The 25,634-nt window shown below is 73.1% G+C and carries 34 protein-coding genes; 22 read left to right on the top strand and 12 right to left on the bottom strand.

The window, feature by feature from the left end:
- The first annotated feature begins 29 nt into the window (after nt 1-29).
- A complete protein-coding gene (locus ACGFIA_RS16550; RefSeq protein ID WP_357478388.1) occupies nt 30-635 on the top strand; it encodes a class I SAM-dependent methyltransferase in 606 nt (201 codons plus the stop codon).
- An 86-nt stretch (nt 636-721) separates the two neighbouring features.
- Here ACGFIA_RS16550 and eccB read toward each other — a convergent pair whose 3' ends face one another.
- Nucleotides 722-2,134 carry a type VII secretion protein EccB gene (gene eccB, locus ACGFIA_RS16545; RefSeq protein ID WP_357478385.1) on the bottom strand — a complete coding sequence of 471 codons (1,413 nt, stop codon included), beginning with the start codon at nt 2,132-2,134 and terminating at the stop codon, nt 722-724.
- 156 nt (nt 2,135-2,290) lie between these two features.
- Between eccB and trxA the strand changes: the two genes are divergently transcribed.
- From trxA to ACGFIA_RS16495, 10 genes are all read left to right on the top strand, one after another.
- Nucleotides 2,291-2,644, top strand: a complete 354-nt coding sequence (gene trxA, locus ACGFIA_RS16540; protein WP_357383985.1) for a thioredoxin — start codon at nt 2,291-2,293, stop codon at nt 2,642-2,644.
- A gap of 56 nt (nt 2,645-2,700) precedes the next feature.
- Entirely contained in the window at nt 2,701-2,970 is a 270-nt protein-coding gene (locus ACGFIA_RS16535; RefSeq protein WP_357383983.1) for a metal-sensitive transcriptional regulator, read from the top strand.
- Between the two features lie 173 nt (nt 2,971-3,143).
- Nucleotides 3,144-4,541 (top strand): MBL fold metallo-hydrolase, encoded by a 1,398-nt coding sequence (locus tag ACGFIA_RS16530; protein ID WP_357478382.1) that lies wholly within the window; start codon nt 3,144-3,146, stop codon nt 4,539-4,541.
- A gap of 85 nt (nt 4,542-4,626) precedes the next feature.
- The gene (locus ACGFIA_RS16525) at nt 4,627-5,211 is read left to right on the top strand and encodes a rhodanese-like domain-containing protein (protein WP_393260683.1); all 585 of its coding nucleotides are present in this window, start codon (nt 4,627-4,629) and stop codon (nt 5,209-5,211) included.
- Nucleotides 5,208-6,104 carry a sulfite exporter TauE/SafE family protein gene (locus ACGFIA_RS16520; protein ID WP_393260680.1) on the top strand — a complete coding sequence of 299 codons (897 nt, stop codon included), beginning with the start codon at nt 5,208-5,210 and terminating at the stop codon, nt 6,102-6,104. Before ACGFIA_RS16525 ends, ACGFIA_RS16520 begins: the two co-directional genes overlap by 4 nt.
- The gene (locus ACGFIA_RS16515; protein WP_357383975.1) at nt 6,043-6,651 is read left to right on the top strand and encodes a class I SAM-dependent methyltransferase; all 609 of its coding nucleotides are present in this window, start codon (nt 6,043-6,045) and stop codon (nt 6,649-6,651) included. The genes ACGFIA_RS16520 and ACGFIA_RS16515 overlap by 62 nt, the downstream gene beginning before the upstream one ends.
- Before the next feature lie 81 nt (nt 6,652-6,732).
- Nucleotides 6,733-7,443 carry a spermidine synthase gene (locus tag ACGFIA_RS16510; protein WP_357383973.1) on the top strand — a complete coding sequence of 237 codons (711 nt, stop codon included), beginning with the start codon at nt 6,733-6,735 and terminating at the stop codon, nt 7,441-7,443.
- A gap of 73 nt (nt 7,444-7,516) precedes the next feature.
- Entirely contained in the window at nt 7,517-7,696 is a 180-nt protein-coding gene (locus ACGFIA_RS16505; RefSeq protein ID WP_357383971.1) for a hypothetical protein, read from the top strand.
- Between the two features lie 101 nt (nt 7,697-7,797).
- Complete coding sequence (locus ACGFIA_RS16500; protein WP_393260677.1) at nt 7,798-9,477, top strand: long-chain-fatty-acid--CoA ligase; 1,680 nt, start codon at nt 7,798-7,800, stop codon at nt 9,475-9,477.
- 47 nt (nt 9,478-9,524) lie between these two features.
- Nucleotides 9,525-9,743 carry a hypothetical protein gene (locus tag ACGFIA_RS16495; protein WP_393260675.1) on the top strand — a complete coding sequence of 73 codons (219 nt, stop codon included), beginning with the start codon at nt 9,525-9,527 and terminating at the stop codon, nt 9,741-9,743.
- A gap of 143 nt (nt 9,744-9,886) precedes the next feature.
- On the opposite strand, the gene ACGFIA_RS16490 is transcribed toward ACGFIA_RS16495, so the two are convergent.
- Together ACGFIA_RS16490 and ACGFIA_RS16485 are read right to left on the bottom strand one after the other, a co-directional pair.
- Nucleotides 9,887-10,402, bottom strand: coding sequence for a hypothetical protein (locus tag ACGFIA_RS16490; RefSeq protein WP_393260673.1), 516 nt, complete (start codon nt 10,400-10,402; stop codon nt 9,887-9,889).
- A 92-nt stretch (nt 10,403-10,494) separates the two neighbouring features.
- Nucleotides 10,495-10,959 (bottom strand): hypothetical protein, encoded by a 465-nt coding sequence (locus ACGFIA_RS16485; protein ID WP_393260670.1) that lies wholly within the window; start codon nt 10,957-10,959, stop codon nt 10,495-10,497.
- 125 nt (nt 10,960-11,084) lie between these two features.
- Here ACGFIA_RS16485 and ACGFIA_RS16480 point away from each other — a divergent pair, with 125 nt between their 5' ends.
- Nucleotides 11,085-11,852 (top strand): class I SAM-dependent methyltransferase, encoded by a 768-nt coding sequence (locus tag ACGFIA_RS16480; RefSeq protein ID WP_393260667.1) that lies wholly within the window; start codon nt 11,085-11,087, stop codon nt 11,850-11,852.
- Nucleotides 11,853-11,951: 99 nt separating this feature from the next.
- Here the strand turns inward: ACGFIA_RS16480 and ACGFIA_RS16475 are convergent, their stop codons facing one another.
- The 3 genes from ACGFIA_RS16475 to ACGFIA_RS16465 form a co-directional block, all read right to left on the bottom strand.
- Entirely contained in the window at nt 11,952-12,596 is a 645-nt protein-coding gene (locus tag ACGFIA_RS16475) for an alpha/beta hydrolase (protein WP_357383959.1), read from the bottom strand.
- Nucleotides 12,597-12,635: 39 nt separating this feature from the next.
- On the bottom strand, nt 12,636-13,616 hold the full coding sequence (locus ACGFIA_RS16470; protein ID WP_393260663.1) for a DUF1152 domain-containing protein: 981 nt from the start codon (nt 13,614-13,616) through the stop codon (nt 12,636-12,638).
- A 73-nt stretch (nt 13,617-13,689) separates the two neighbouring features.
- On the bottom strand, nt 13,690-14,271 hold the full coding sequence (locus ACGFIA_RS16465; RefSeq protein WP_357383955.1) for a carboxymuconolactone decarboxylase family protein: 582 nt from the start codon (nt 14,269-14,271) through the stop codon (nt 13,690-13,692).
- A gap of 62 nt (nt 14,272-14,333) precedes the next feature.
- Here ACGFIA_RS16465 and ACGFIA_RS16460 point away from each other — a divergent pair, with 62 nt between their 5' ends.
- The gene (locus ACGFIA_RS16460) at nt 14,334-14,990 is read left to right on the top strand and encodes an HAD family hydrolase (protein WP_357383953.1); all 657 of its coding nucleotides are present in this window, start codon (nt 14,334-14,336) and stop codon (nt 14,988-14,990) included.
- Here the strand turns inward: ACGFIA_RS16460 and ACGFIA_RS16455 are convergent.
- Nucleotides 14,987-15,652: an NAD(P)-dependent oxidoreductase gene (locus tag ACGFIA_RS16455; RefSeq protein ID WP_393260658.1), complete on the bottom strand. Its 666-nt coding sequence runs from the start codon at nt 15,650-15,652 to the stop codon at nt 14,987-14,989. The two genes, ACGFIA_RS16460 and ACGFIA_RS16455, sit on opposite strands and share 4 nt — an antisense overlap.
- A gap of 60 nt (nt 15,653-15,712) precedes the next feature.
- Between ACGFIA_RS16455 and ACGFIA_RS16450 the strand changes: the two genes are divergently transcribed.
- The 3 genes from ACGFIA_RS16450 to ACGFIA_RS16440 all read left to right on the top strand — a co-directional run bounded on the left by ACGFIA_RS16450 (nt 15,713) and on the right by ACGFIA_RS16440 (nt 17,266).
- On the top strand, nt 15,713-16,081 hold the full coding sequence (locus ACGFIA_RS16450; RefSeq protein WP_357383949.1) for a helix-turn-helix domain-containing protein: 369 nt from the start codon (nt 15,713-15,715) through the stop codon (nt 16,079-16,081).
- Nucleotides 16,082-16,220: 139 nt separating this feature from the next.
- Nucleotides 16,221-16,631 (top strand): diguanylate cyclase, encoded by a 411-nt coding sequence (locus ACGFIA_RS16445; protein ID WP_357383947.1) that lies wholly within the window; start codon nt 16,221-16,223, stop codon nt 16,629-16,631.
- A 29-nt stretch (nt 16,632-16,660) separates the two neighbouring features.
- On the top strand, nt 16,661-17,266 hold the full coding sequence (locus tag ACGFIA_RS16440) for a YdeI family protein (RefSeq protein ID WP_393260654.1): 606 nt from the start codon (nt 16,661-16,663) through the stop codon (nt 17,264-17,266).
- 129 nt (nt 17,267-17,395) lie between these two features.
- Here ACGFIA_RS16440 and ACGFIA_RS16435 read toward each other — a convergent pair whose 3' ends face one another.
- Nucleotides 17,396-17,920 carry a hypothetical protein gene (locus ACGFIA_RS16435; RefSeq protein ID WP_357383943.1) on the bottom strand — a complete coding sequence of 175 codons (525 nt, stop codon included), beginning with the start codon at nt 17,918-17,920 and terminating at the stop codon, nt 17,396-17,398.
- 279 nt (nt 17,921-18,199) lie between these two features.
- Here ACGFIA_RS16435 and ACGFIA_RS16430 point away from each other — a divergent pair, with 279 nt between their 5' ends.
- Genes ACGFIA_RS16430 through ACGFIA_RS16410 form a run of 5 tightly spaced genes read left to right on the top strand, consistent with a single transcriptional unit; the run spans nt 18,200 to nt 21,774 of the window.
- Nucleotides 18,200-18,976 carry a hypothetical protein gene (locus ACGFIA_RS16430; protein WP_393260651.1) on the top strand — a complete coding sequence of 259 codons (777 nt, stop codon included), beginning with the start codon at nt 18,200-18,202 and terminating at the stop codon, nt 18,974-18,976.
- A gap of 19 nt (nt 18,977-18,995) precedes the next feature.
- Nucleotides 18,996-19,760, top strand: coding sequence for an SAM-dependent methyltransferase (locus ACGFIA_RS16425; RefSeq protein ID WP_393260649.1), 765 nt, complete (start codon nt 18,996-18,998; stop codon nt 19,758-19,760).
- Nucleotides 19,761-19,817: 57 nt separating this feature from the next.
- Complete coding sequence (locus tag ACGFIA_RS16420) at nt 19,818-20,315, top strand: YcxB family protein (RefSeq protein ID WP_393260646.1); 498 nt, start codon at nt 19,818-19,820, stop codon at nt 20,313-20,315.
- A 41-nt stretch (nt 20,316-20,356) separates the two neighbouring features.
- Nucleotides 20,357-20,677 carry a PadR family transcriptional regulator gene (locus tag ACGFIA_RS16415; RefSeq protein ID WP_357384279.1) on the top strand — a complete coding sequence of 107 codons (321 nt, stop codon included), beginning with the start codon at nt 20,357-20,359 and terminating at the stop codon, nt 20,675-20,677.
- Nucleotides 20,678-20,712: 35 nt separating this feature from the next.
- Entirely contained in the window at nt 20,713-21,774 is a 1,062-nt protein-coding gene (locus tag ACGFIA_RS16410) for a hypothetical protein (protein ID WP_393260643.1), read from the top strand.
- Nucleotides 21,775-21,783: 9 nt separating this feature from the next.
- On the opposite strand, the gene ACGFIA_RS16405 is transcribed toward ACGFIA_RS16410, so the two are convergent.
- Nucleotides 21,784-23,187, bottom strand: coding sequence for an alpha/beta hydrolase (locus tag ACGFIA_RS16405; RefSeq protein ID WP_393260641.1), 1,404 nt, complete (start codon nt 23,185-23,187; stop codon nt 21,784-21,786).
- Nucleotides 23,188-23,349: 162 nt separating this feature from the next.
- Here ACGFIA_RS16405 and ACGFIA_RS16400 point away from each other — a divergent pair, with 162 nt between their 5' ends.
- A complete protein-coding gene (locus ACGFIA_RS16400; RefSeq protein ID WP_357390582.1) occupies nt 23,350-23,544 on the top strand; it encodes a helix-hairpin-helix domain-containing protein in 195 nt (64 codons plus the stop codon).
- Between the two features lie 90 nt (nt 23,545-23,634).
- On the opposite strand, the gene ACGFIA_RS16395 is transcribed toward ACGFIA_RS16400, so the two are convergent.
- The 3 genes from ACGFIA_RS16395 to ACGFIA_RS16385 form a co-directional block, all read right to left on the bottom strand.
- On the bottom strand, nt 23,635-24,033 hold the full coding sequence (locus ACGFIA_RS16395) for a VOC family protein (protein ID WP_357390584.1): 399 nt from the start codon (nt 24,031-24,033) through the stop codon (nt 23,635-23,637).
- A 9-nt stretch (nt 24,034-24,042) separates the two neighbouring features.
- Nucleotides 24,043-24,831: an alpha/beta hydrolase gene (locus ACGFIA_RS16390; protein WP_357390586.1), complete on the bottom strand. Its 789-nt coding sequence runs from the start codon at nt 24,829-24,831 to the stop codon at nt 24,043-24,045.
- A gap of 205 nt (nt 24,832-25,036) precedes the next feature.
- Nucleotides 25,037-25,573, bottom strand: coding sequence for a helix-turn-helix domain-containing protein (locus tag ACGFIA_RS16385; protein WP_357390588.1), 537 nt, complete (start codon nt 25,571-25,573; stop codon nt 25,037-25,039).
- Nucleotides 25,574-25,634: the final 61 nt, after the last annotated feature.

Raw genomic sequence — 25,634 nt, 5'->3', positions numbered from 1 at the left:
GCCGCCACAAGATCAGCTACGGTGGCCTCATGGGCAAGCCGACCCGCTGGGTAACCGACACGGATCCCGGCCACTCGCAGTGGTACGTGGACCGGTTCCGCCAACTCGCCGCCGAGGGCGCCGACCTGGCCGGTGAGGCGCGGCTGCTGGACGCGCTCGTGCCGCCCGGCGGCCGCGTCCTGGATGCCGGCTGCGGCACCGGCCGGGTCGCCGCCGCGCTCGCCGCGCGCGGGCACGACGTGGTGGGCGTGGACGCCGACCCGACGCTCGTCGAGGCGGCCCGCGCCGACCACCCCGGTCCCCGCTTCCTGGTCGCCGACCTGGCCGAGCTGGACCTGGCCGCCCAGGGCGAGGCCGAGCCGTTCGACGCCGCGGTGCTGGCCGGCAACGTGATGGTGTTCGTCGCCCCGGGCACCGAACGGGACGTGCTGGGGCGCGTCGCCGCGCACGTGCGCCCGGACGGACTGGTGGTGGTCGGCTTCGCCACCGACCGCGGCTACCCGGTGGCCGACCTCGACGCCGACGCGATGGCCGCCGGGCTGCGCCCCGAGCACCGCTTCGCCACCTGGGACCTGCGGCCCTGGCGGGACGACGCCGGCTTCGCGGTGACGGTGCTGCGCCGCCCCGCCGGCTGACCCGCTCCCCAGCGCCTCCCGGCCCCGCCGCGCGCCGTGGCGGGCACTATCCCGGCCGTTCGCGGTCGCTCGTCGCCGCCGGCCGGTCAGGCGGGCGCGGCCACCGTGCGGGCGGCCTCCGGATCCAGCGGGCTGCCCGCCGGCAGCAGGTCCACCACGCCCGCCGGCAGGCGCACCGGGCGCACGTTCGCGTACCCGAGCATGGCCGGCACGTCCGCGCCGGTCAGCGCGTACCGCCGGCCCAGGTCGGTGACCACGCAGATCGCGCCGCCCGTCGCGCCCGGTGAGGCGGCCGCCTCCACCAGCGCGCCGCGTCCCGGCTCCACCACCACCTCGTCGGCCGGTCCGGCCCGTCCGCCAGGCGGCCGAGCGGCGGCGGCCGGGTCCGGCACTGTGACGCCGAGACGGATCTCGCGTACGCCGGTGTCGTCGCCGGCCCGCGCGCAGAGCGCACCCCCCTCGGCGGCGGCCAGCCCGGGCGGCACCGCGGGCGGCGCGGTCGGCCCGCCGGGGACCAGGCCGGGCAGTTTCGGCAACGCCGCGAACCGGCCGAGCGTGATCGGTTCCGGCTCACCCTGGCCGGTGCGGGCCAGCAGCAGCGCCGCCTGCAACTCGGTGATGCCGGCCAGGCCGCCGCGCTGGGCCACTGCGTACTGCCGCCCGCCGCCGGAGTTGCGCACCAGGTAGACGTCGCCCACGGTCGCGCCGGTGACCCGCTCGGAGGGCGCGCCCAGCTCACCCACCGGCGGCGGGGCCAGGTCGGCGCCGGCCGGCAGCGTGTTCAGCAGCGCCGCCGCGATCGGCACCGCGCGCTCCCGGGTGGCGGCCAGCGCGGCCAGCACCCGGTCGGTGTCGCGCAGCAGGTAGCGCCGGTCGTGCCAGAGCAGGTGCAGGCCGCCGTCCGGGTGCCGGACGAGCAGGCCCTGGTCGCCGAGCGCCCGGCCGCCGGTGGCCGCCCGCCCGATGAGCAGCACCGAACGGGCCTCGCCGCGCCCCGCCGCCGGACGCCCGGCCTCCCCGCGTCCGGCCTCGTCGCCGGTGACCGAGCAGAGCGTCCAGGCGTCGCGGACCAGCCGGTCCGGGGCGGGCAGCGAGTCCGGCGCGTCGGCGATGCCGAGTGGCAGGCCGCGCGGCACGCCGTCGATGGCGCGGCGGCCGACCAGCACCGTCCTCGGCCGTTCCGCCCCGATGATCAGCAGCGCGGAGGCGTAGTTGAGCACCGGGTGCAGCCTGTCGTCGCGGTAGACGAACCGCGCCCCCGACTCCTTCTCCACGATCACCGCGCCGGTCTCGCGCCAGGAGTCCCCGCCGCCGGTGAACAGGCCGTAGAGCGCCGTACCGCCGAGCGCGATCGCCGCGACCAGCATGCTGGCCAGACCCGCGCCGGCCAAGCGGCGGAACGGTGACCGCGGCGGGTCCGTCTCCCGCATCACGAGCGCGGCGACCGCCCGCTGGACGGTGAACTGGTACGAGTGAAGCTGGTCCTGCCGCGACGCCATCGTGTCCCTTCCGCCGGGATCGCCGGCGCACAGGATAAGCGCTCCGTCGATGTCCCGGCGACCCTGCGTGTCGACGCCCGGATCGCGTCGCCGCCGCGGAATGGATACCCCCGGGGGTGTGTTACACATGGCGGAACCGAACCAACGGAGGTACTGATGGCCAGCGTGGCGTTGACCACCACCGACTTCGCGGAGACCGTCAACCGGGACGGCATCGTGCTTGTCGACTTCTGGGCCGGCTGGTGCGGCCCGTGCCGGGCGTTCGCCCCGGTCTACGAGAAGGCCAGCGAGCAGCACCCGGACATCGTCTTCGGCAAGGTCGACACCGAGGCCGAGCCGGCCCTGGCTGCCGCCGCCCAGATCCGGTCGATCCCGACACTGATGGCGTTCCGGGACGGCGTACTGGTCTTCGCCCAGCCGGGCGCACTGCCGACGGCCGGGCTGGAGGAGCTGATCCGAGCCGTCCGCGCCCTGGACATGGACGAGGTCCGAGCACAGGCCGCAGCCTGATCCGGGGTGGCGGCACTGGTACCCCCTGGGGTATCTTCGAGCGCAGGAGGTACGACGTGAATCTTCGACCGGAGATGACAGGCGAGGCGCTGACCCGGCTCAAGCGGGCCCGGGGGCAGCTCAACGCCGTCATCGAGATGATGGAGAACGGCGAGGACTGCCGCGCCGCGCTGACCCAGCTCGCCGCGGTCTCCAAGGCCATCGACCGGGCCGGCTTCAAGATCATCGCCTCCGGCATGCGCTACTGCGACGCCGCCCGCCAGGCGGGCGAGGAGCCGGAGATGACCGAGGAGGAGCTGGAGAAGCTCTTCATGTCCCTGGCCTGACACACCCCGACCCGACGCTCCCACCCGGCCCGACGGCGCCCGCCTGACCGGCTGAATCCCGTCCGCGCCGTGTGACGACGACGCGGGCGGGTAACCACATGCCTGGAGATCCCAGGCCGCAGACTGTAATCCATATACCCCCGGGGGTATGTAGACTATAGAGAGGAAACGGCATGACTCTCGACGTGTCCGTCATCGCGACCTCCTCGCTCGGCGACCGCAGCTACCTGGCCTCCGACGGCCGGGTGGCGATCGTGGTCGACCCGCAGCGCGACATCGACCGCATCCTGTACCTGGCCGGCGCCAAGGGCGTACGGATCACCCACGTGGTCGAGACGCACATCCACAACGACTACGTCTCCGGCGGCCTGGAACTGGCCCGGATCACCGGCGCGCAGTACCTGGTGGCCGCCGCCGACACCGTCGAGTTCGACCGGACCGCGGTCTCCGACGGCGACACCGTGCCGGTGTCGGACACGATGCGCCTGCGGGTGCTCGGCACCCCGGGCCACACGTTCCACCACCTGTCGTACGTGCTCGACGCGCACGACGGCGGCTGGACGCCGGTCGGCGTGTTCACCGGCGGGTCGCTGCTGTTCGGCACCACCGGCCGTACCGACCTGCTCGGCAAGCAGTACGCGCACGAGCTGGCGCACCACCAGTACGCCTCGGCGCGCAAGCTTGCCGACCTGCTGCCCGACGGCGCGCAGGTCTGGCCCACCCACGGCTTCGGCAGCTTCTGCTCGGCCAGCCAGGCCGACGCCCCCGAGTCGACGATCGGCCGGGAGAAGCAGGCCAACCCGGTGCTGCGGCTGGCCGCCGACCAGTTCGTCACCGAGACGCTGGCCGGGCTGGACGCCTACCCGGCGTACTACGCCCACATGGGCGTCGCCAACGCCGCCGGTCCCGCCCCGGTCGACCTCACGCCGGTGGCCCGCGCCGACGCCGACGAGCTGCGCCGCCGCATCGCCGCCGGCGAGTGGGTGGTCGACCTGCGGCACCGCAAGGCGTACGCGACCTCGCACCTGGCCGGCACCGTCAGCCTCGGCCTGGACGGGCCGATGTCGACCTGGCTCGGCTGGCTGATCGACTGGGGCGTGCCGATCACGTTCCTGGCGCAGACCCCGGAGCAGGTCGCCGACGCCCAGCGGGAACTGGTCCGCATCGGCATCGACCGCCCGGCCGCCCAGGCCACCGGCGAGCCCGAGCAGTGGACGAGCGACCCGTCGCAGCTGCGGGAGATGGCGGTTGCCGACTTCCCGGCGCTCGCCGCCGCGCAGGCCGGCAAGACGCCGGCCGGGCTGCCCGAGCCGCAGGTCGTCCTCGACGTGCGGATGACGAACGAGTGGAAGGCCGGGCACATCGACGGCGCGGTGCACGTGCCGCTGCCCGACGTGCCGAAGCGGCTCGCCGACATCCCCGCCGCGACGATCTGGGTGCACTGCGGCTCCGGCTACCGGGCCACCGCCGCCGCGTCCCTGCTCGCCAACGCCGGCCGGGACGTGGTGCTGATCGACGACTCGTACGGCCGGGCCGAGGCGGCCGGCGTACGGATGGCACCCACCGCCTGACCTCTCCCCTGGCGCCCGGCCGGCGTGTCCCCACGCCGGCCGGCGCTGGACCCTGCCCGAGAACACCCCGTGAAGGAGAAACCGCATGACCACGACCACCCCCACCACCATCGACGCGACCGGCCTGCGTGAGCTGATCGCCGCCGGCCGCGCGCCCCGGATGCTCGACGTGCGCACGCCCGGCGAGTTCGAGGCCGCGCACATCCCCGGCGCGTACAACGTGCCGCTGGACCTGCTCCGGGAGCACCGCGCGGAGCTGCGCGGCCACCTGGACGAGGACGTGGTGCTGATCTGCCGCTCCGGCGCCCGGGCCGGCCAGGCCGGGCAGGCGCTGGCCACCGTCGGCCTGCCCAACCTCAAGGTGCTCGACGGCGGCATGCTGGCCTGGCAGGCCGCCGGCGCGCAGGTCAACCAGGGCAAGGCCCGCTGGGACCTGGAGCGCCAGGTACGCCTCGTCGCCGGCTCGATCGTGCTCGCCGCGATCCTCGGGTCGGTGTTCGTGCCGGGCCTGAAGTGGGTCGCCGCGTTCATCGGCGCGGGCCTCACCTTCGCCGCGCTCACGAACACCTGCGCCATGGGCATGATGCTGAGCAAGCTGCCGTACAACCGCGGCGCGAGCTGCGACCTGGACACCATCGTGGGGCAGCTGCGCGACGGGGACCGCAGGTGACCACGCTCGCGCTGACGCTGGCCGGTGCGGTGCTGATCGGCGTGACGCTGGGCCTGCTCGGCGGTGGCGGGTCGATCCTCGCCGTGCCGCTGCTGGTCTACGTCGCCGACCTGCCCGCCAAGGAGGCGATCGCCACCTCGCTGCTCGTCGTCGGCGTGACCAGCGCCGTCGCGGTGCTGCCGCACGCGCTTGCGAACCGGGTCCGCTGGCGCACCGGGCTCATCTTCGGCGTGGCCGGCATGACCGGCGCGTACGCGGGCGGCCGGCTGGCCGAGTTCGTCCCGGCCGGTCTGCTGCTCACCGGGTTCGCCCTGATGATGCTCGCCACCGCTGTCGCGATGATCCGGGGCCGCCGGTCCGCCGAGGGCCGGCCGGTGCCGCACGAGCTGCCGATGCTGCGGGTGGTCGGGGACGGCGTGGTCGTCGGCCTGGTCACCGGCCTGGTCGGCGCGGGCGGCGGCTTCCTGGTCGTGCCCGCACTGGCCCTGCTGGGCGGCCTGCCGATGCCGGTCGCGGTCGGCACCTCGCTCGTCGTCATCGCGATGAAGTCGTTCGCCGGTCTGGCCGGCTACCTGTCCAGCGTGCAGATCCACTGGGGGCTGGCCGCCGGGGTCACCGCCGCGGCCGTCGTCGGCAGCCTGCTCGGCGGCCGGCTCACCGCCCGGATCCCGGCCGATCTGCTGCGCCGGGGATTCGGCTGGTTCGTCGTGGTGATGGGCGTGTTCGTGCTCGCACAGCAGTTGCCGCCGGCCTGGGGACTCGCCGTGGGAGCGCTCGCCGTGGCCGGTACGGTCACCATGGCGGTGTGGGGCCGCCGAAGGAGGGGACACAGTGGACAGCAGTGCCTGGGACAGCCGGTACGCCGACACGCCCGGACTGGTGTGGAGCGCTGAGCCCAACCGATTCGTGGTCGAGTCGGTCGCCGGCCTGACCCCCGGCTCAGCACTGGACATCGCCGCCGGCGAGGGCCGCAACGCGGTCTGGCTGGCCGGCCAGGGCTGGCGGGTGAACGCCGTGGACTTCTCCGCGGTGGCCGTCGACCGGGGCCGGGAACTGGCCGCCGCGCGGGGCGTCACAGTCGACTGGCGGGTCGCGGACGTGACCGCGTACCGGCCGGTGCCGAACAGCTACGATCTGGTGCTGATCAGCTACCTGCACCTGCCCGCCCCCGAGTTCGCCGGGGTGCTCGCCGCGGCGAAGTCCGCGCTGCGCCCCGGCGGCACACTCGTGGTGGTCGGGCACGACCTGGCCAACCTCTCCGGAGGCGTCGGCGGCCCGCAGGACCCGGCCATCCTGCTCACGCCGGAGGCGGTGGTCGACGGGCTGGCCGGGCTGCGCGTGCGGCGGGCCGAGACGGCTCGCCGGCCGGTCCCGGCCACCGACGGCGGCACCGTCGACGCGCTGGACACCGTCGTGGTGGCCACCCGTCCGGCCGGCTGACCGCCGGCCGCCGCCGTTCCGGCGGGCCGGGCCGGGACCGGCCGGTAGCATCCCGGGGACGGATCGGCGGAGAGGACACGGGTGGGCGCGCGTTTCGAGGAACTGGCTTGGCGGGAGACGCCGATCGGCGAGATCAGCCTGCGGCGGCGCCGCGACCCGGCGCTGGAATCCGACGTGTACGAGGTGAAGCTCGACGACGAGTACCTCATGTCCAGCGCCTTCCCGGTCGCGGAGATCGAACTGGCCCGGCTCGGGCTGGCCCCGCTGACCGGTGACGCGCTGGACGTGGTGGTCGGCGGGCTCGGGCTCGGCTACACCGCACGTACCGCGCTGGAGGATCCCCGGGTGCGGTCGCTGCTGGTGGTCGAGGCGATCGAGGACGTGATCGACTGGCACCGGCGGGATCTGCTGCCGTTCGCGGCCGGGCTGGCCACCGACCCGCGTACCCGCTTCGTCCGGGCCGACTTCTTCGCCGCGGTCGCCGGCGGCGGTTTCGACAGCGACGAGCCCGGGCGCCGCTTCCACGCGGTGCTGCTGGACGTGGACCACTCCCCCCGACAGGTGCTGCACCCCAGCCATGCCGCCTTCTACACGGTCGACGGGCTGCGCCGGCTGGCCGCGCTGCTGCACCCGGAGGGCGTCTTCGCGCTGTGGTCGAACGACCCGCCGGACCCGGCGTTCCAGCGCACGCTGACCGAGGTGTTCCCGACCTCGGTGGCGCACGTCGTCCGGTTCCCGAACCCGTTGCAGGGCCGGGAGGCGGCGAACACCGTGTACGTGGCCCGGCACTGATCCACCCGGCGGCGGCATGCCCGCCCGTCCAGCGGGAAAGCGCCTGGCCGACCGTACGACGGGAGGCTGGGACATGCGCGCGTTGCTCTGGGTGGTCGGCGTGGCCGCCGGTGTGATCATCCTGCTCGGGCTGCTGCTGGAGGCGGTCCGCTGGTTCGTCATCATCGGCGTGATCGCGCTCGCCGCGGTGATCGTCGTCGGGATCGTCAAGGGCCGGCGGGCGATGCACCAGCACTCGACCGGCCGCCGCTGACCTGCGGTGGGTGTGACCGACGCGGCAACCTACGTGAGCGTAGGTTACCCGGCGGTCACGTTAGGCTGGGGGCGTCATCCGCGCGACGAGGAGTAACGGCGATGGACGCGACCGCCCAGCGACCCTGGACCCGTAGCTACGCACCCGGCGTCCCGGCCGACATCGCCGAGCCCGGCGGCTCGCTCGTCGACCTGCTCACCGAGGCGGCCGGGCGGTTCGGGCCCCGGGTCGCGCTCGACTTCTACGGTGCCACCACCACGTTCACCGAGCTGGCCGACCAGGTGTCCCACGCCGCCGAGGCGCTGCGCCGGCTCGGCGTCGGGCCCGGTGACCGGGTCGCGCTGGTGTTGCCGAACTGCCCGCAGCACGTGGTGGCCTTCTACGCCGTGCTGCGTCTCGGCGCCGTCGTCGTCGAGCACAACCCGCTCTACACCGCCGACGAGCTGGACCGGCAACTCACCGACCACGGCGCCGCCGTCGCGATCGCGTGGGACAAGGTCGCGCCGCTGGTGGCGGGACGCGGCGCCGTGCGTACCGTGGTGTCGGTCGACCTGACCGCGGCGCTGCCGCGGCTCAAGCGGTGGGCACTGCGGGCGCCGCTGCCGAAGGTCCGCGCCGCCCGCGCCGCGATGACCGCCCCCGCGCCCGGCGCGCTGCCCTGGTCGGAGCTGGTCGCCGCCGCCGGGCCGCTGCCCGCCGGACATCCCGCGCCGGAGGCCGGCGACGTGGCGCTGCTCCAGTACACCGGCGGCACCACCGGCGAGCCCAAGGGCGCGGTGCTGACCCACCGCAACCTGCGCGCCAACGCCGCGCAGGGCCGCGCCTGGGTGCCGGGCCTGCGCGACGGCGCGGAGACGGTGTACGCGGTGCTGCCGCTGTTCCACGCCTACGGGCTCACGCTCTGCCTCACCTTCGCGGTGAGCATCGGGGCCACTCTGGTGCTGTTCCCCCGCTTCGACGCCGACCAGGTGCTGGACGCGGTCCGGCGCCAACCGCCGACGTTCCTGCCCGCGGTGCCGCCGGTCTACGCGAAGCTGGCCACCGTCGCCCGCGAACGCGGCGTCGACCTCACCTCCATCCGGTACGCGATCTCCGGCGCGATGTCGCTGCCACCGGCCACAGTGGAGCTGTGGGAGCAGGTGACCGGCGGGCTGCTTGTCGAGGGGTACGGGATGACCGAGACGTCGCCGATCACCGTCGGCAACCCGGTCGCCCCGACCCGCCGTCCCGGCACCGTCGGGGTGCCGTTCCCCTCCACCGACGTGCGCATCGTCGACCCGGAGGACCCGTCCCGCGACCGCGCCCCGGGCGAGGCCGGCGAGCTGCTGGTACGCGGCCCGCAGGTGTTCTCCGGCTACTGGCACCGGCCGGAGGAGACGGCGAAGGTGCTGCTGCCCGGCGGCTGGATGCGGACCGGCGACATCGTCACCATGGACGCCGACGGCTTCGTGACGGTGGTCGACCGGATCAAAGAGCTGATCATCACCGGCGGCTTCAACGTCTACCCGTCCGAGGTGGAGGAGGCGCTGCGTCGCGTCCCCGGCGTACGGGAGGCCGCCGCCGTGGGGATGCCCACCGACGACGGTGAGGAGGTCGTCGCCGCGGTGGTGGTCGACCCGGCGGTGGCCGCCACGCCGGAGGCGATCCGCACCTCGTGCCGCACCCACCTGGCCGGCTACAAGGTGCCGCGCCGGGTCGTGGTCGTCGACGAGCTGCCGTATTCCCAGATCGGCAAGATCCTGCGCCGCGAGGTCCGCGAACGGCTGCTCGCCGACCGCTGACCCGGCCGCCCGTTTCGCGGCCCCACGGCAGGGGTAGACGAGCGTCCATGGTGGATTCACGGGGCAAGTCAGTCGGTCGTTACCTCATGCGTCTGGTCGGCGGCGTGGCCGTCATCCTGGGCCTGCTCGGCATCTTCTCCACGCTCGCCCAGGGCAACCTGGTCGGGATCGTGCTCAGCCTCGTGTTCATCGGAGGCGGCGTGTTCCTGCTCAAGCGCTCCGGCGGCGACCGGCGGACGGGCTCCGTGCCGCGCGCCGCGCGCTGACGCCCCGCACCTCTACCGCCGCGCCGACGCAGGCGGCGAGGGTGAGGTCTCCGGCATCCGGGTTCCGCTGCGATCGCCGAACCGGACACCGGAGACCTCGTCACCGCTCGGAGCTCAGCTCCGGTAGCAATTCTGTGGGGGCCCTAGACGACCGAGCTGTAGCCAAGATCCAGACCCAGCGCGGCACCCCCGCCAAAGACGGAGCTGGACCAGGTGCGGGTCTCCCCGAAGCACACGGACCAGGAATTGGCCCCCACTCCCGAATACGGGCACTTCCACTCACCCAGTAGGGATCCGTTGAACTGGTACACCGTCGTCCAGGCGGACACGCTGGCGAGGGTGGATCGGTTGTTGCGGACGATCACCGCTCCCTGCACGGCACCCCCGCCTGCCGACCGGATCGCGCAGGCCTGGGCGATTACGTTGGTGGTGATCGTGTGGGTACTGCCACACTTCCAGGTGCTGGAGCTCGAGGTGATCGGGTTCGTGTTGCCATAGGCCCGCCAAGCGCCGGCGTCAGCGTCAGCTGCGGCGGCGGCCGGAGCGGCGGTCACCGCCCCCAGCGTCAGCACGGCAGTGATGACAGCAACCAGACCTACGCCCACCCGCGAAAAACGCATAACAACCCTTTCTGGGGTATTGAGGAAGGATCGGATCATCGATGTGATATCCGTCCCTTGTGGTCTTGTTCGACGGCCGGGCTCCGGCTGAGCGCCGAACTGGACACCGGGTCTCGTGACCTCGGCGAGCCCTAGACGAACGCGCTGCTGCCGAGGCCCACACCCAGCGAGTCACCGCTGGCGGAGAGGCTGGTCAAACTGGAGATGGTCGCCCCGAAACACACGGACCAGGAATTCGCCGCCACTCCCGAGGACGGGCACGTCCACGAGCCCCGGTTCTCTCGGTAGACGTTCCAGAGCGACACCGACGCGGCCGCCGGGCCGAGGCTGGACCGGTTGTTGCGGACGATCACCGCTCCCTGCACGGCACCCCCGCCTGCCGACCGGATCGCGCAGACCTGGGCGACCATGTCGGTGGCGATCGCGTGGGTGCTGCCACACCTCCAGGTGCTGGAGCTGGAGGTGATCGGGTTCGTGTTGCCGTAGGCCCGCCAACTGCCGGCGTCGGCGGCCGCCGGAGCGGCAGTCACCGCCCCCAGCGTCAGCACGGCAGTAGTGACAGTGACCAGACGTGCGCCCACCCGTGAGAACCGCATGACCGACCCTTCTGTAAGCCCTGAAGCGAGATTGGAGCCTATCAATGGTTGTCGTCTCGTGTGGTCCCGTCCGGACCGCCTGCCAGAACACGGCACGAGCGGACGCTCGTGGGAGGATGCTCGGCATGCCCGGTCGTGCGTTGAGTTTCGGAGCCGTCGCGCAGGCGTACGAGCGGTTCCGGCCCGGCTACCCCGAGGAGCTCGCCGACCTGGTGCTGGCGTACGCGGACCGGGCCGTCCGGACCGCCCTGGAGATCGGCGCCGGGACCGGCAAGGCCACCCGCCTGTTCGCCCGGCGCGGCATCGCGGTCACCGCCACCGACCCGGACCCCGCGATGCTCGCCGAACTGCGCCGGCACGTCCCGGCCGGGGTGAAGGTCCGGCAGGCCGCGTTCGAGCAGTTGCGCGCCGACGAGCGCCACGACCTGGTGTACGCGGCGGCGGCCCTGCACTGGACCGACCCGGACCGGCGGTGGGAGCGGATCGCCGCGCTGCTCGCGGCGGGTGGGGTGTTCGCCTCGTTCGGCGGGCCGCTGCGGCTGGCCGACCCGGCGCTGCGCGACGCGGTGGCCGCGGCCCGGTCCGAGTTCCTCGCCGACGACGAGATCCCGTCGCCGGACGGGACGCCACCCGCGGCCGGGATGCAGTGGCCCGGCACCGAGCTGCGCGCGTCCGAGTGGTTCACCGACGTACGCCAGTCGGAGATCGAGCGGCGGATCACGACGAGCGCCGACGACTACGTCGGTCTCCTGTCGACCGTCTCGGCCTATCTCGAACTGCCACCACCGGTGCGCGAGCAGGCGTTCCGCCGCATCCGGGACGCCCTGCCGGACGCGGTCGAACTCACCGCCGACGTCACGGTCCATCTGGCCCGGCGGACGTCGCAGCCCTGATCACCCGGGCCAGGATGGTCGCCAGACCGGCCCGGGCAGCGGCGGCAGGCCCGCGAGGTCATCGAGGAGCGCCTCCTCCTGAACCCGGCGGCCGGACGGTCAGGACGCCAGGTAGGCGATCAGCCGGTCGGCGAGCGGGCCGGGACGGCTGAGCGCCACCGCGTGACCGCCGTCGATCTCGTCCGGGACCACGCCGAGCCGGTCGGCGGCCACCCGGCGCTGGAAGTCGGCGGGGAAGAACCGGTCGTCGCGGCCGATCAGCACCGCCGTCGGCACGTCCGGCCAGGCGACCAGCGGCCACGGCTCGTCCCACTCCGTGCTGACCTGCTCCCGGCCGTGCGCCGGCGCCTCGGCGACGATCTCGGCGGGCACGCCGTTGTAGAACTGCTGCTCCTCGCTGAGCCCTTCCGGCTCGCGGTAGCCGGTGTTGCCCCACCAGTCCCCCGGTTTCTCACCAGGTCGAGGGATCATCGGGGTGAGCAGGACCAGCAGGCGCACCGGCAGCCGGTCGGCGACCAGCGATGCGGTGAACGCGCCGTACGAGTGCCCGACCACCACGAGGTCGTCGCGCTCGCCGACGGCGTCGATCACCGCCTGGCGGAACTCGGCGAACCCCGCCGACCGGTCGCCGATCGGCAGCTCCGGCACCACCGCGTCGTGACCCCGGGCGGCCAGCTCGGGAACGAGCAGGTGCCAGTCCCACGCGCTGCCACCGCCACCGTGGATGAGCACGAACGTCGTCATGTCCGGACCCTCCCACACCGGTACGACATGCCGTGGGCGTCAGTGCGGATACGCCCGGGGGATGCGGGTGGCCCGTAGCTCGTCGCGGAACGCCTCGATGCGGGTGACGACCTGCCGCCGCCCGATCGTGTTCTCGATGCGGTCGAGGTAGAGGCAGCGGGCGGCGAGCCGGGGCAGGTCGACGGAGAAATAGATCGCCATGAGGGGGTTGACGAACAGGTCGCCGTCGCCGGTGCGCCGGCTGAACCGTACGTCTCCGCACGCCCCGCCGGTGGCGGCGGCGATCTGCCCCTGGACGATGCTCGGCCGGTGCGGGGTGGCGGCCTGGGCCTGCGCGACCGCCTCGCGGTAGAGCACCGCCTCACGGCTGGAGCCGGGAATGGACAGCGCGCCGAGGTAGCCGCCCTCCCGGTCGAGCGCGGCAAGGTTCTCCAGCACCTCGACGTGGTTGACGCCGTCGTGCGCGTCGATGCCGAAGCCGAGGCTGCTCACCAACCGGACCGGCACGTCCAGCCCGGCCACGGCGGCCAGGCTGGTGATGTCCTCCACCGGGGTGCCCAGGCCGCTCTCGTCGCCGCGCAGCAGGATGTCGGTGCCGCCGTCGACGAGCACGATCGCGTCGAGGCCGAGCCGGTCGACCAGGTGCCGGTACGCCTCACGCAACGGCTGCACGCCCAGCGGCGGGAAGGCGTACACGGTCGACGGCAGGTCCCGGCCCGCCAGCCAGCGGGCCAGGTGCCCCTCCGGGAAGTACCAGTCCGGGCTGAGGGTGTCCGGCCGGATCGCCGCGACGTGCTCGTCCACCCACACCTGCCGGTCGAGCAGCTCCAGCTCCGAGAAGGAGAAGCCGGCCAGGTGCACCCGCTTGCCGGCCTGCCACAGCGCGAGTGCCAGCGGCAGGCCGGCGTAGACGTCGAAGCCGCCGCCGGCACCGGCACCGGCGATGAGGATGTCGCGTGCCGGCTCGAGGGCGGCGAACAACGGCGGAACGGCCAACGTGTACACGGCGGTGTCGGTCACCAGACGATGATCTCCGCTCATGTGGCGCGCCGCTGCCCCGAGGCGGCCCCGGCCGAGTCGCGGGCGCGCTCGTTCAGACCGGGCGGCCGAACGTGACCGCCTCCCGGACGAGCCGTGGCGCCTTCTCCGCCAGTTGCGCGTCCGGCCGGGCGCCGAGCGCGTCGTTCACCGTGGAGAAGGCCAGCCGGAACGCGATCAGCGTGGTCGCCTCGAAGATCTCCCGGTCGCTCAGGCCGGCGTCGCGCAGGCGTCGCGTGTCGGCCTCGGTGGTGGCGTTCGGATCCGTCACGACCCGGCGGGCCCAGTCGGCCAGCGCCGTCTCCCGCTCCGACAGGTCCGCCTCGTCGCCGCGCAGCACCCCGGCGGCGGTCTCCTCGTCGCTCATCCCGGCCAGCCGAGCGCCCCAGGCCAGCGAGCAGTACGAGTCGCCCCGCGCGGCGGCGGTGGCGGTGACCAGCACGGCCACCTCCCGCGGGGACAACGTGGACTCGGCCAGCAGCTCGGTGCGCGTGTTCTGGAACGACATCAGCACGTCGGGTCGCCAGCACCAGACGCGGGTGAGGTTGTTGACGTAGCCGTCCGCGGCGAGGTCGTCCTCGTAAGCGGCTTTCGCCGCCGGGCTCTGCGGCGGTTCGGGGAGGAAGGCGGGATTCATGCGGGCAGTCTGCGCCACCCGGGCGTCCCCCACAGGCTGATCAACGACAGTACGATCCGCGAATGATCCGGACGGTCTTCTTCGACGTGGGCGGGACGATCCTCGACGAGACGCGCGAGTTCGCGACCTGGGCGGACTGGCTCGGCGTACCAAGGCACACGTTCTCCGCCGTCTTCGGCGCGGTGATCGCCCGGGGCCTGGACTACCAGGAGGTGTTCCGGGCCTTCCGGCCGGACTTCGACCTCACCGCCGAACTCGCGCGCCGGGTCGCGGCCGGTGACCCGGAGTCGTTCGGCGAGGAGGATCTGTACCCGGACGCGCGGGCGTGCCTGGCAGCCCTGCGGGAGCAGGGCCTGCGGGTCGGCCTGGCCGGCAACCAGCCGGAGCACGCCGAGGCGACACTGCGGGCGCTGGACCTGCCGGTGGACGTGATCGGCACGTCGGCGGCCTGGGGCGTGGCGAAGCCGGCGCCGGAGTTCTTCGACCGGGTGGTCCGCGAGGGCGGCGGCGACGCGTCCGCGATCCTGTACGTCGGTGACCGGCCGGACAACGACGCCGCCCCGGCGATGGCCGCCGGCATGACGGCGTGCCTGATCCGGCGCGGACCGTGGGGCCACATCCTCGACATGCCGGACGTGGCCGACCGGTGCCTGTTCCGCATCGACTCGCTGGACGAGTTGCCGGCGCTGGTCGCGCGGCACAACGCGGCGGGCGGCTAGACCGGCGGGTCCCCGAAGACCGACACCCGCGTGCGGTGGTGGCGCGGCGACTCGATCTCGTCGACCGCCGCGACCGCCAGATCCGCGTACGACAGGTGCGCGAGTGCCGGAGCCTGCTCGCCGCCGAGGCGGTACCGCCCCGTGCGGGGACCGTCCACGGCCAGCGCGGCCGGTGGGGTGAGCACGAGCCAGTCGACAGTGGTGTCCGCCGCGCGGAGCCGGTCCAGGCCGGCGGCGTGGCTGAGCGCGAACGGCCGCAGCTCGGCGGGCAGAACGGCCGGGTCGTCGTGGAGGGGCCGGCCGTGCGTGTCGGTGAGCGTGGCGAACAGGCCGATCGCCACCAGCCGCGGCACGCCGGCGCGGGCCAGGCCGTGCAACAGCGCGTCCGCCGCCCGCACGAAGAACCCCGGGTCGGGGCCGGCGGCGGCCAGCGCGTCCGGCCCGGACGCCGGGCTGACCGCGTGGACGGCGGCGTCGTGCCCGTACCCGATGGAGGTGACGGCCTCCGGGTCGGTGACGTCGCCGCGTATCGCGGAGGTGAGGCCGGGATGGCGGGCGGGGTCGCGGACGACGGCTGTGACGCGGTGGCCGCGGCGGTGGGCCTCGGCGCTGATCGCGCGACCGGCCCGGCCGCCCGCGCCGAAGACGACGATGCTGGTCATGGCGCGACGCTAGGGTGCCGGGTGCCGGTTACCGCAACGGTACCGGGTTACGCTCGGGCGGTGACGCCGCTCGATCCGGAGATGTTCCACCCCGCGTGCCCGTCGCTGACGATGCCGCTGCGGATCGGCGACAAGTGGACCGCGATGGTGGTGCTGTGCCTGGAGCACGGGCCGCGCCGGTTCACCGAACTGCGGGTGCCGCTGCGCACGATCACGCCGAAGGTACTGGCCGAGACGTTGCGGGCGATGGAACGCGACGGGCTTGTCACGCGTACCGCCTACGACGAGAACCCGCCGCGCGTGGAGTACGCGCTGACGCCGCTGGGGCGAAGCCTGCTGACACTGGTCGCGGCCGCCCGGTCGTGGAGCGAGGCGCACCTGGACGAGTTGCTGGCCGCCCGGAAGTCGCACGACTCACGGATGTCGTGACCACACCCGTCGGCACCGGGCGTTGTGCCGGGCCGCCCAGCCGTCCTAGCCTCGCTCTGGAAGGCATCGACGGCGATCGGGGGACGCCATCAGCGACGACACCGCGCGCGGCGGCCTACGAAGTTTCGCCGCGAACGTGATGACGAACGTGCTCGCGAACCTCATCGCGGCGGCGATCATCTACGTGCTCGCCGCGACCGCCGGGCTGCTCCCGCGCGACCCCGTGCTGATCCTCGCGGCGCTGCTCCTCGTCAGCGTCGCCGCTGCCATGGTGCTCCTCGTCCTCATCACCACGAACGCCTTCGCCGACAAGGAGGACATCCTCGGCGGGTGGATGGCGATCGCCCTCGGTGGGTCGATCCTGACCTCGGCCGTGGGATACGCGTTCCGTGAGCGCGATCCGGCGGCCGGGATCGGGGGTGGGCTGATCGGCGCGGGGCTCGCCGGCGCGGGCGTGGCGATTCTGGTGGCCGGGCGACGACTGCGGCGGGCGGCCGACCCGCCGGCCGACGGGGATCAGCGGGCGGCTGAGCCGGGCGTCCGGCCGTAGCGTCGTACCCCTGGCATAGCCTGCCGGTCATGGGAACCGCTGAGTTGGACGAGCTGATCGTGGCCGATGCGGACGCGCTGCGCGCGTGGCTGTCCGCCCACCACGACACCTCGCCCGGCGTCTGGCTCGCCCTGACCCGCAAGGGCGGCACCGTCACCACGCTGACCTGGCAGCAGGCGGTCGACGAGGCGTTGTGCTTCGGTTGGATCGACGGGCAGGCCCGCAAGCGCGACCACGAGAGCTCCTGGATCCGGTTCACCCCGCGCCGGGCGCGCAGCTCCTGGTCGCAGCGCAACGTCGCGCACGTGGCCCGGCTGGAGGCGGAAGGGCGGATGACGCCGACGGGCCGGGCCGCGGTGGAGGCCGCGAAGGCGGACGGGCGGTGGGCGGCGGCCTACGCCCCGCCGTCGGAGGCCCAGGTGCCGGCCGACCTGCTCGCCGCCATCGCGGCCGAGCCCGCTGCCCAGGCCATGTTCGACGTGCTCACCAGCGCCAACAGGTTCGCGCTCATCCACCGGCTCAACGCGGTCAAACGCGCGGAGACCCGGACGCGCAAGATCGGCGAGTTCGTCGCCATGCTGGCCCGCCACGAGACGTTCCACCCGCAGAAGACGAAGCCGCCGCGCGATTCGTGACACAGACCAGGGCAGGAGCGCCAAGAGCGTGCGTCTCGACAAGACGCTCGCCAGCTCTCCGGCCCTGACCCGTTGAGCGAATGGGGCGGCGGCACGGATATCCGTGGCCGCCGCCCTTCACTCATCCACTCAGGTATTGATGCAGACGATCGTGGATCCGGAGCGGTTGACAAAATTCGCTGCGGTCGCGAAGGCCTCGTTGCACCAGGTCTTGCCGTTCGAGCCCCCGTTGTAACTGGTGGACGCCGCGCAGAACTTCGCCTTGTCGCACGTGGAGTTCTTCGTCGACTTGACGCTGCCGAGACGACCAAGAGTGATTTTCGCCCGGGCGGTGGTGGAGAATGCAGGCACGAAGGAGCAGGTAACTGTCGTGCTCGCCTCGATGTAGCCGTTCCACGTCTGCCCGACGAATGCCATGCCGGAGCACGGCGTGCTGTCACCCCCCGCCACGGCGTAGGTTACCGAGAAATACGAGGTGGCTTCTTTCCGGTAGTCGGACGCCGCCAGCAGGGCGCCCGAGTCGAGAGCCGTAGAGGCGCTCACCGACGAGAATGTGGTCGCGGTTTTCTCGGACACCGGCGCCGCCGTGGCGACCCCGGCCATCCCGAAGAGCGCAAGGGCGGTGGAAATTGCGGCCGACGCGATCAGACGCATTCTTCGATTCATCTTCACTCCCCGTTGGTTGCAGATGGTCGGAGATTAGCAACAGCGGGAATTCCCATCGTCGATGTCGATCGAACTTGAGCAAATCTTGAGCTGCCACGCGGTGCAGTCCCACGCTTTCCCGGCTGTTGATCGACAGGGCAACGAAAAACTCCCTTTTCGGCGATACATGCGCCTTTATCGCCCAAGCGTTCCGGTGAAGGCTTGCCAGGGTGCGGCGTCGGGGTGTTCACTACGCCGGCTTGACCCCGAGGGACGGAGACGGCTGTGGTGACGGTGACGTTGGCGACCGACGCCGGGCACCCCGGGCGCAGCAACGAGGATTTCGCCGGTGCCGTACCGTGCGGCCTGGTACTGGTCGACGGCGCCGGCGGCATCGCCGGCGCGGACGAGGTCTGCCACCACGGCATCGCCTGGTACGCGACCCGGCTCGGCGGCGCGCTGCTCGGCGCGCTGGCCGAGGAGCGGAGCCTGCGCGACGTGCTGGCCGAGGGCGTCGAGCGGGTCACCGACGCGCACCGCGACACGTGCGACGTCGCCCATCCGATCAGCCCGTTCGCGGCGGTGGCGATGCTCCGGTTCTCCGATGACCTGGTCGAGCACCTGGTCCTCGGCGACGCGGTGGCGGTCGTGGGCCGCACGACGGGTGAGCCGGTCGTCGCGCACGATCCGCGTGAGGTGGTGATCGCCCGGTCCTTCGAGGAGCGGCTGACCGGCGTGCCCGTCGGCAGCGAAGAGTACCGGCGGCTGATGATGGAACTGCGGTCCCGCCGCAACAGTCCCGGTGGGTTCTGGGTCGCCAAGGACGACCCGACGGTGGTGGCCGAGGCGGTCACCGGCGAGTGCCCGGCCGGCGAGGTGGGCACGGCGGCGCTGCTCAGCAACGGTGCGAGCCGTCTCGCGGACACGTTCGGCCTGACCGACTGGCCGGGGCTGTTGCGCCTGCTGGAGACCGACGGCCCGGCCGAGGTCATCGCCCGGGTCCGGGCGGCGGAGGCACGCCAGGGTGTCGCCACCGACGACGCGACGATCGTCTGCCGCACCTGACCGGCAGGACAATCCGGTCGTGCTCGTGTTGACTGCGGTGATGGACCGTCGACGGCTCAGCAGCATCGCGCACTCGCACCACCCGATCGCGGCCCCACTCTCCGGCGTCAACGTCAACCGGCTGCTGCGCCGGGCCGGTCGCCGGCCGGCGGCCCGGATCCTCGACCTGGGCTGCGGCGAGGCAGCGTGGGCGTTGCAGGCCCTCGCGCACCACCCGGACGGGCAGGCCGACGGCGTGGACCTCAACCCGTACGCGCTGGAACGCGCCGCCGAGGCCGCCACCGTGCGCGGCCTCGCCGACCGGCTCACGCTGCACGAGCGCGACGCCCGGTCGTACGTGCCGGACGGTGACTACGACCTGGTGCTCTGTGTCGGGTCGACGCACGCGTTCGGCGGGTTCGGCGAGACGCTGGAGCTGGCGGGCCGGCACGTGAACGCCGACGGCATCCTGATGGTGGGCGAGGGATTCTGGCAGGTGCCGCCGACGCCGGAGGCGCTGTCCGCGCTGGGTGCGAAGCCCGACGACCACACCGACCTGCCCGGTCTGGTCGCGGCCGCCGAGCAGGCCGGCTGGACCCCGGTGTACGCGCACGTCAGCGACGCCGCCGAGTGGGGCGACTACGAGTGGTCGTGGACCGGTTCGCTGACCGAGTGGGCGCTTGACAACCCGGGTCATCCGGATGCCGCCGACGCGCTGGCCACCGCCCGGGAGCACCGCGACCAGTGGCTGGGCGGATACCGCGGCGTGCTGGGGTTCGTGACGCTGGTGCTGCGCCGGATCTGACCGGCAGCCGGCGCGGGTCCGGCTCGGGACAGGCGGGCGGGGCACTATCGTTCGGGCGTGCAGATCCGTTTCGCCGTACCGGCCGACCCCGCCTATCCGGCCCGCGTGGCCGCCGCGCTCGCCGCCGCCCGGCTGCGCCGCTTCGGCTACATCGGCGCGGTCCTCGCCGCGATCGGGGTGATCGGCTGGATCGCCTCGCAGGCGTCGGAGCGGAGTGGCCGCTTCGCGTCGCTGTGGACCGCGTTCATCGTGGCAGGTGTGCTGTCGATACTGTACGCGCCGTGGGTGCGCTGGCGGGCCCGGCGCCGCTCCGGCGGCTACGCGGTCGAGGGTGGCTACGACATCGACGACCGCAACATCATGATGCGCAGCGGTTCGGAGTCCGGCGGCATCGCCTGGGACGGCGTGGAGCGCGTCACCGAGACCCCTGATTTCTGGATCGTGTACGTGGGAGGGATGCCGGCCACGGTGATCCCCCGGTGGCTGATGTCCGCCGAGGACGCCGGGACGCTGCGCGCCTTCCTGACCGAACGCGGACTGCTCGGCGACCGTTGACGATGTATTGATTGACTGTATATGTTGCCTCGGTGAGTGAGATGCGCGAGGCGACGTTCCTGATCCTGACCGCGCTGGCCGACGAGCCGCGCCACGGCTACGGGATCATCCAGGAGGTCGCCGGTCTGTCCGGCGGTCGCGTCAACCTGTTGCCGGGCACGCTCTACGCCGCGCTGGACCGCCTGGTCGCGCAGGGTCTCGTCGAACTCAGCCACGAAGAGGTCGTCGACGGCAGGCTGCGCCGCTACTACCGGCTGCGCGCCGACGGCCAGGCCGAGCTGGCCCGCCAGACCGAACGGCTGCGGCAGCTCGCGTCCGCCGCCGAGTCCCGGCTGCGCGCCCTGCGGCCCCGCACCGCCTGACACCCCCGCCGTCGCGGCCCCGTAGGGAGAAACCCATGCACCGCTGGCTGTTGCTTGCCTACCCCCGTGACTACCGCCGGGCGCGCGGTGCCGAGATCCTGGAGACGGTACGGGACGTCGGCGCGGCACACCGGCGCACCCGGGTGGCGGCGAATCTCGTACGCCATGGTCTGCGCGCCCGGCTGGGACGGCCGGCGAGCCGCACCGTGGTGGCCTGGGCATCGGTCTTCGCGGTGGTCTGCGGTTTGTTCGCCGGGTCGTTCGGCACCTGGCTCGCGTGGCTCGGCTCCCGCCCGCTCGACCACCGGGACCTCGCCGCCGTGGTCGGGCAGCTCTATCCGGATCGGCAGGTCAGCCACCTCGACCAGGACGACCCGCCCGCCGTGTTCCTCATCTACAGCCACCCGCTGAACGAGGACCTCATGTCCGAGCTGCTGCTCGGCGACGGCGGCGAGTACGCGCTGGCCGAGCTGACCGCGTCGTTCGACCAGACGCCGGCCGGCGGCCTCCGCGACCTACGGCAACGCCTGGACGCCGCCGGGTGGGAGCGCCACGAGCCCTTCTACGCCAACGCTTACGACTGCGTCTCCGGCAGTCCGCAGTGCGACAGGGCGTCCATCCCCTCCGACGTCACCGTGTACGCCGAACGCGGCGACCACATCCTCGCCATGGAACTCACCGCCGACGGCTCGACGAACATCACCCTCAGTCGCGCCACCCCCGGCACCGCCTACCCCGCCGCGCTACTCGGCTTCGTGCTGGGCACCGTCGGCGGCTGGGTGCTGTTCGGCTGGGCCAGCCGGCGCATCGAGGGACAGCGGCCGCTGGTGCAGGGGCCGACGAAGGTCCTGTACGGCGTCGCGATGCTGTTCTGGACCGCGCCGATCCTGCTGGGCGTGCCGCTGATGCTCACCCACCACCTGGACGAGCCGCATCCGCGCTGGCACGTGCCGTGGGAGTGGCTCGGCCAGCCCACCTTGTCGCTGCCGTTCCTGGTCGGCGTGGTCCTGCTGCTGCTCGTGCTGGGCCTGGCGGCGCTGCCGCACCGGCGTCCGGCCGGCCGCCGGCTCGCCGAGGTGTCGGACCCGGCGGTCTAGCGGCACGGGTCAGCCCTCGGGGCATCGCGTGCCGGGGGCGGGCACCGTCAGGTCGATCAGGTATCTGTCCACCACCGCCTCCGTGCAGGCGGTGCGCTGGTAGGTGCCGTGGCCCCAGCCCTCGTAGGTGACCAGGCGCCCGTGCCGGCCCAACTGCCGGGCGACGTTCACCGCCCAGGCGTAGCCGGTGCGGGGATCGTGCCGGGCGTTGAGCAGCAGCAGCGGCGTGCGGGTGTGCACATTCAGCGCGTGCGGCGGGTTGCGGACCGGGGACGGCCAGCCCAGGCAGGTCTGCACGGCCAGCAGGCCGGCGCCATACCGGACGTCCGGTGCGGCGGCCGCGGCGTCCCGGACCAGGCCGGCGTATTCGGTGAAGTCGCGCACCCGCGCCGGCCAGTCCGCGCAGAACGCCGCGACCGAGAGCGGGAGGTTCACAGCCGGTGGCGGCGTGCCGGCGTCCATGTCCCGCACGGTCGCGGCCAGTTGCGGCCAGCGCGGGCCGGCGAGCAGGCCGAGTGCCACGGCGGTGACGTCGAAGGGAGTACGGGGGGCGTACTCGCCACGGTCCGCGCGGGCCAGCACCCGCGCCCACACCGACCGGACGTCCCGGTCGTGGAGCACACAGTCCGCCGACCTGTCGCACCAGGACACGAACTCGTCGAACGAGTCCTGCAACGTGGCGGCCTGTGTCCGCACGAAGGACCGCACGCCGAGGCTGTGGTCGAACACGCCCTCCAGCACGACCGCCCGCACGTGGCCGGGGTACCGCTCGGCGTACTGCTGCCCCAGCAGCGTGCCGTACGAGCTGCCGTGGAAGGACAGCCGCCGCTCCCCCAGCGCCCGCCGCAACGCGTCGAGGTCACGGACCGTGCTGAGTGTGTCGGCGTGGTCGAACACCGGGCTGGTCGGGCGGCACCTGGCCCACAGCGCCCGGTTGTAGGCCACCGCGGCGTCGAAGTCGGCCTGGCCGGTCAGCGGGACGGGCGGCTTGCGCAGCACCGGATCGGGCGTGCAGACGGGCGCGGCGGTGCGGGCGGCCGTACGCGGGTCGAAGCTGACCAGGTCGAACCGGTCCAGCAACTCGTCGCTGAACCGGTCGCCCTTACGGATGCGTTCCACCCCCGAGTCGCCGGGGCCGCCCGGCCCGAACACCAGTGTGCCCACCCGCTCCGGCGTTCGCGCCAGCCGGCGTGCCACGGCGAGTTCGAACGTCGGGCCGTCCGGCCGCGCCCAGTCCACCGGCACGCGGAGCCGGGCGCACCGCACGCGCTCATCCGGCGGGAGGTCCGGCAGATCGTCCGCGCACTCGCCCCAGGCGAGCCGCTGCCTCGGACCATCGGCGCGCGCCGCGCCGGGCAGTCCCGTCAGGACGGTGAGTGCGGCCAGAGCGATCGCCACGGTACGTCGGAACACGGCGCCTCCCAGTGTGTGGATGCTTGTCGATTCTTCAGCGGCGTCCCGCCCGAGTCCCATACGGAAACGCCCCGATTTGCCCGTCAGGTGTTTCCCCCATTCCGTCCCTGACGGCCGGGAGACGGGCAGGCGAGCCGTACCGTGGCGGTCTAGCATCGGGCGATGACGTCGCCTCTGGATCGCCTGCCGAAGATCGGCGCACCGGCCACGCGGGCGCTGCACGCGGCCGGCTACACCACGCTGCGCCAGCTCGCCGGGGTGCCGCGCGCGGAGCTGGCCCGCCTGCACGGCATGGGGCCGAAGGCGCTGGGCATCATCGAGGCCGCCCTCGACGAGCACGATCTGCGGCTGGGCTGACCGCCGGCGGCGTGGTCAGGATCGAGGTGATCGCGGTGCCGGTCGGGCGGCTGCACCTGCCTCGTGGGGCGTCACGATCGAGCGATGCCGTTACGGCGTCTGCTGGTAGGAGATGAACTCCAGCAGGCTTCCGTCCGGGTCGCGGAAGTAGACGCTGGTCCCGGCGCCACCGGCACCAACCCGCCGGACCGGTCCGGTCTCCACCTCGACGTCGTGCCGCCGCAGGTGCGCCACCGCCTCCTCGATCGGCCCCGCCCAGACGAAACAGATGTCGCTGTTGCCCGGACGGACGGGAATCCGGGCCACGTTGCCGCCGAGGTCGAGACCCGGCCCGTGCACGCTCAACCGGTGGGGGCCGATCCGGAAGGCGACGCGGTCGCCGCCGACGCCGATCACCTCGGCGCCGACGACGTCGCGATAGAAGCCGGTGGCGGCCCGCCAGTCGGACACGGCGATGACGACGTGGTCCAGTCCGCTCACGGGCGCCATGCGATCACCCTATTGGCCGGACTGCGTCCGCTCCCCCGGATCCGCCGAGGTCGCCGCCGGTGGGCCCGCCTTCAGGTGCCGGACGAAGAAGCGGTTCGCGGCCTCCCCCTCGAACCACGGGACGCCGGTGTGCCCGCCCATGTTGGCGTGCAGCGTCTTCTCCGCCGAGCCGAAGGCGTCGAAGAGGTCCAGTGCCATCTGCCGATCGTTGCCCTCGTCGTCCCACTGCAACAGGACATGTAGCGGGACGGTGACCCGTCGAGCCTCCTCGATGATGGTGCGCGGCACGAAGCTCCCGGCGAACAGGAGCGCGGCCACGATGCGCGCCTCGACCGCCGCCAGCCGTACGCCGATCGAGATCACCCCGCCGGCGTACCCGACCGGGCCGCCGACCTCGGGCAGCGCGAGGAGGGCGTCCAGCGCGGCCCGGCACTCCGGGACCGCCTCCTCCACCAGCGGCAGGACGAGCCGGTCGACCACCTCGTCGGCGACCCGCTCGCCGGCCGCCAGTGCCCGGCGCAGGTCGGCGCGGGCCTGCTCGGCGGCGGCGGTCGCGGGCCGGTCGCCGCCGCCGGGCAGTTCGATGGTGGCGGCGGCGAAGCCCTGCTCGACGCAGCCCTGCGCCCGGGCCGCCAGGCGGGGGTACATCCGGCGCAGTCCGCCGGGGTGGCCGAGCAGGATCAGCGGGGCCGGCGCCGACGTGGATGCGGGCGTCCACAGGATGCCCGGGATGCCGCCGAGGGTGAACTCGCGTTCGCGGACGCCGTCGGCGAGGCGCTGTTCGGAGGTGAAGCGCATGGTCGTGCCTTTCGGGAGTGCGACGGCGCTCCCGGACGACCTATCGCCCGGCCGTGACCCCCGAGGGGAGCACCCATGTCGTTACTGCGGTCACGGGTACCACCTCCCTCGTTCTCCGGCACGGCCACCGGCAAGTTAACAGCGCTCGCCGGGGCGGGCCAACCGGTTTTTCGCGGTTCACCGCGGCGTGATCCGCGCCGGACCGTCACCCGCGCTCGAAGCCGGCGAAGACGACCGCCAGCGTCCGGGCTTGCAGATGCTCGTCCCATCCGCCGTGCAGCGCGCCCTGGCACATGCCGGCGAGCAGCGCCATCACCTCGGGGAGCCGTACCGAGTCGGCGACGGCTCCGGCGGCCTGGGCCCGTGCCAGCAGTCTGCCCACTGCCTCCTCCAGGTGACCTACCGCGTCCGGAAGCCGGATGTCCACGCCGGATCCGGCGAGCAGTTCAACTGCCGTCTTCTTCGCGGCGGCCTGCGCCACCGTGTGTCTGAAGAACCCGAAGAGGTCGTGTCTTCCCGCCTCCTCGGCGAGCTGCGCGAGCAGTCGCTTCATGAGCGCGGCGAGCAGCTCCTCCTTGGTGGGGAAATGACGGAAGACCGTACCGATGGCGACGCCGGCCCGGCGGGCCACCTCCTCGGTGGAGGCGCGGGCGCCGAACTCGGCGAAGACCGCCTCGGCGGCGTCCAGGATGCGTGCCCGGTTGCGTTGCGCGTCGGCGCGCAGGGGCGGACCCTCTACCAAAGTGAGTCTCCACTCATTATTCTCTGCGACACAAGTCGAGTAATGACTCATTATTGCGGAG

Origin of the sequence: Micromonospora sp. NPDC049203 (assembly GCF_043197215.1) — a bacterium.
In the GTDB taxonomy this organism is placed as follows: domain Bacteria; phylum Actinomycetota; class Actinomycetes; order Mycobacteriales; family Micromonosporaceae; genus Micromonospora.
Note: the sequence above shows the minus strand (reverse complement) of the source record. Positions and strands in the feature narration are given on the sequence as shown.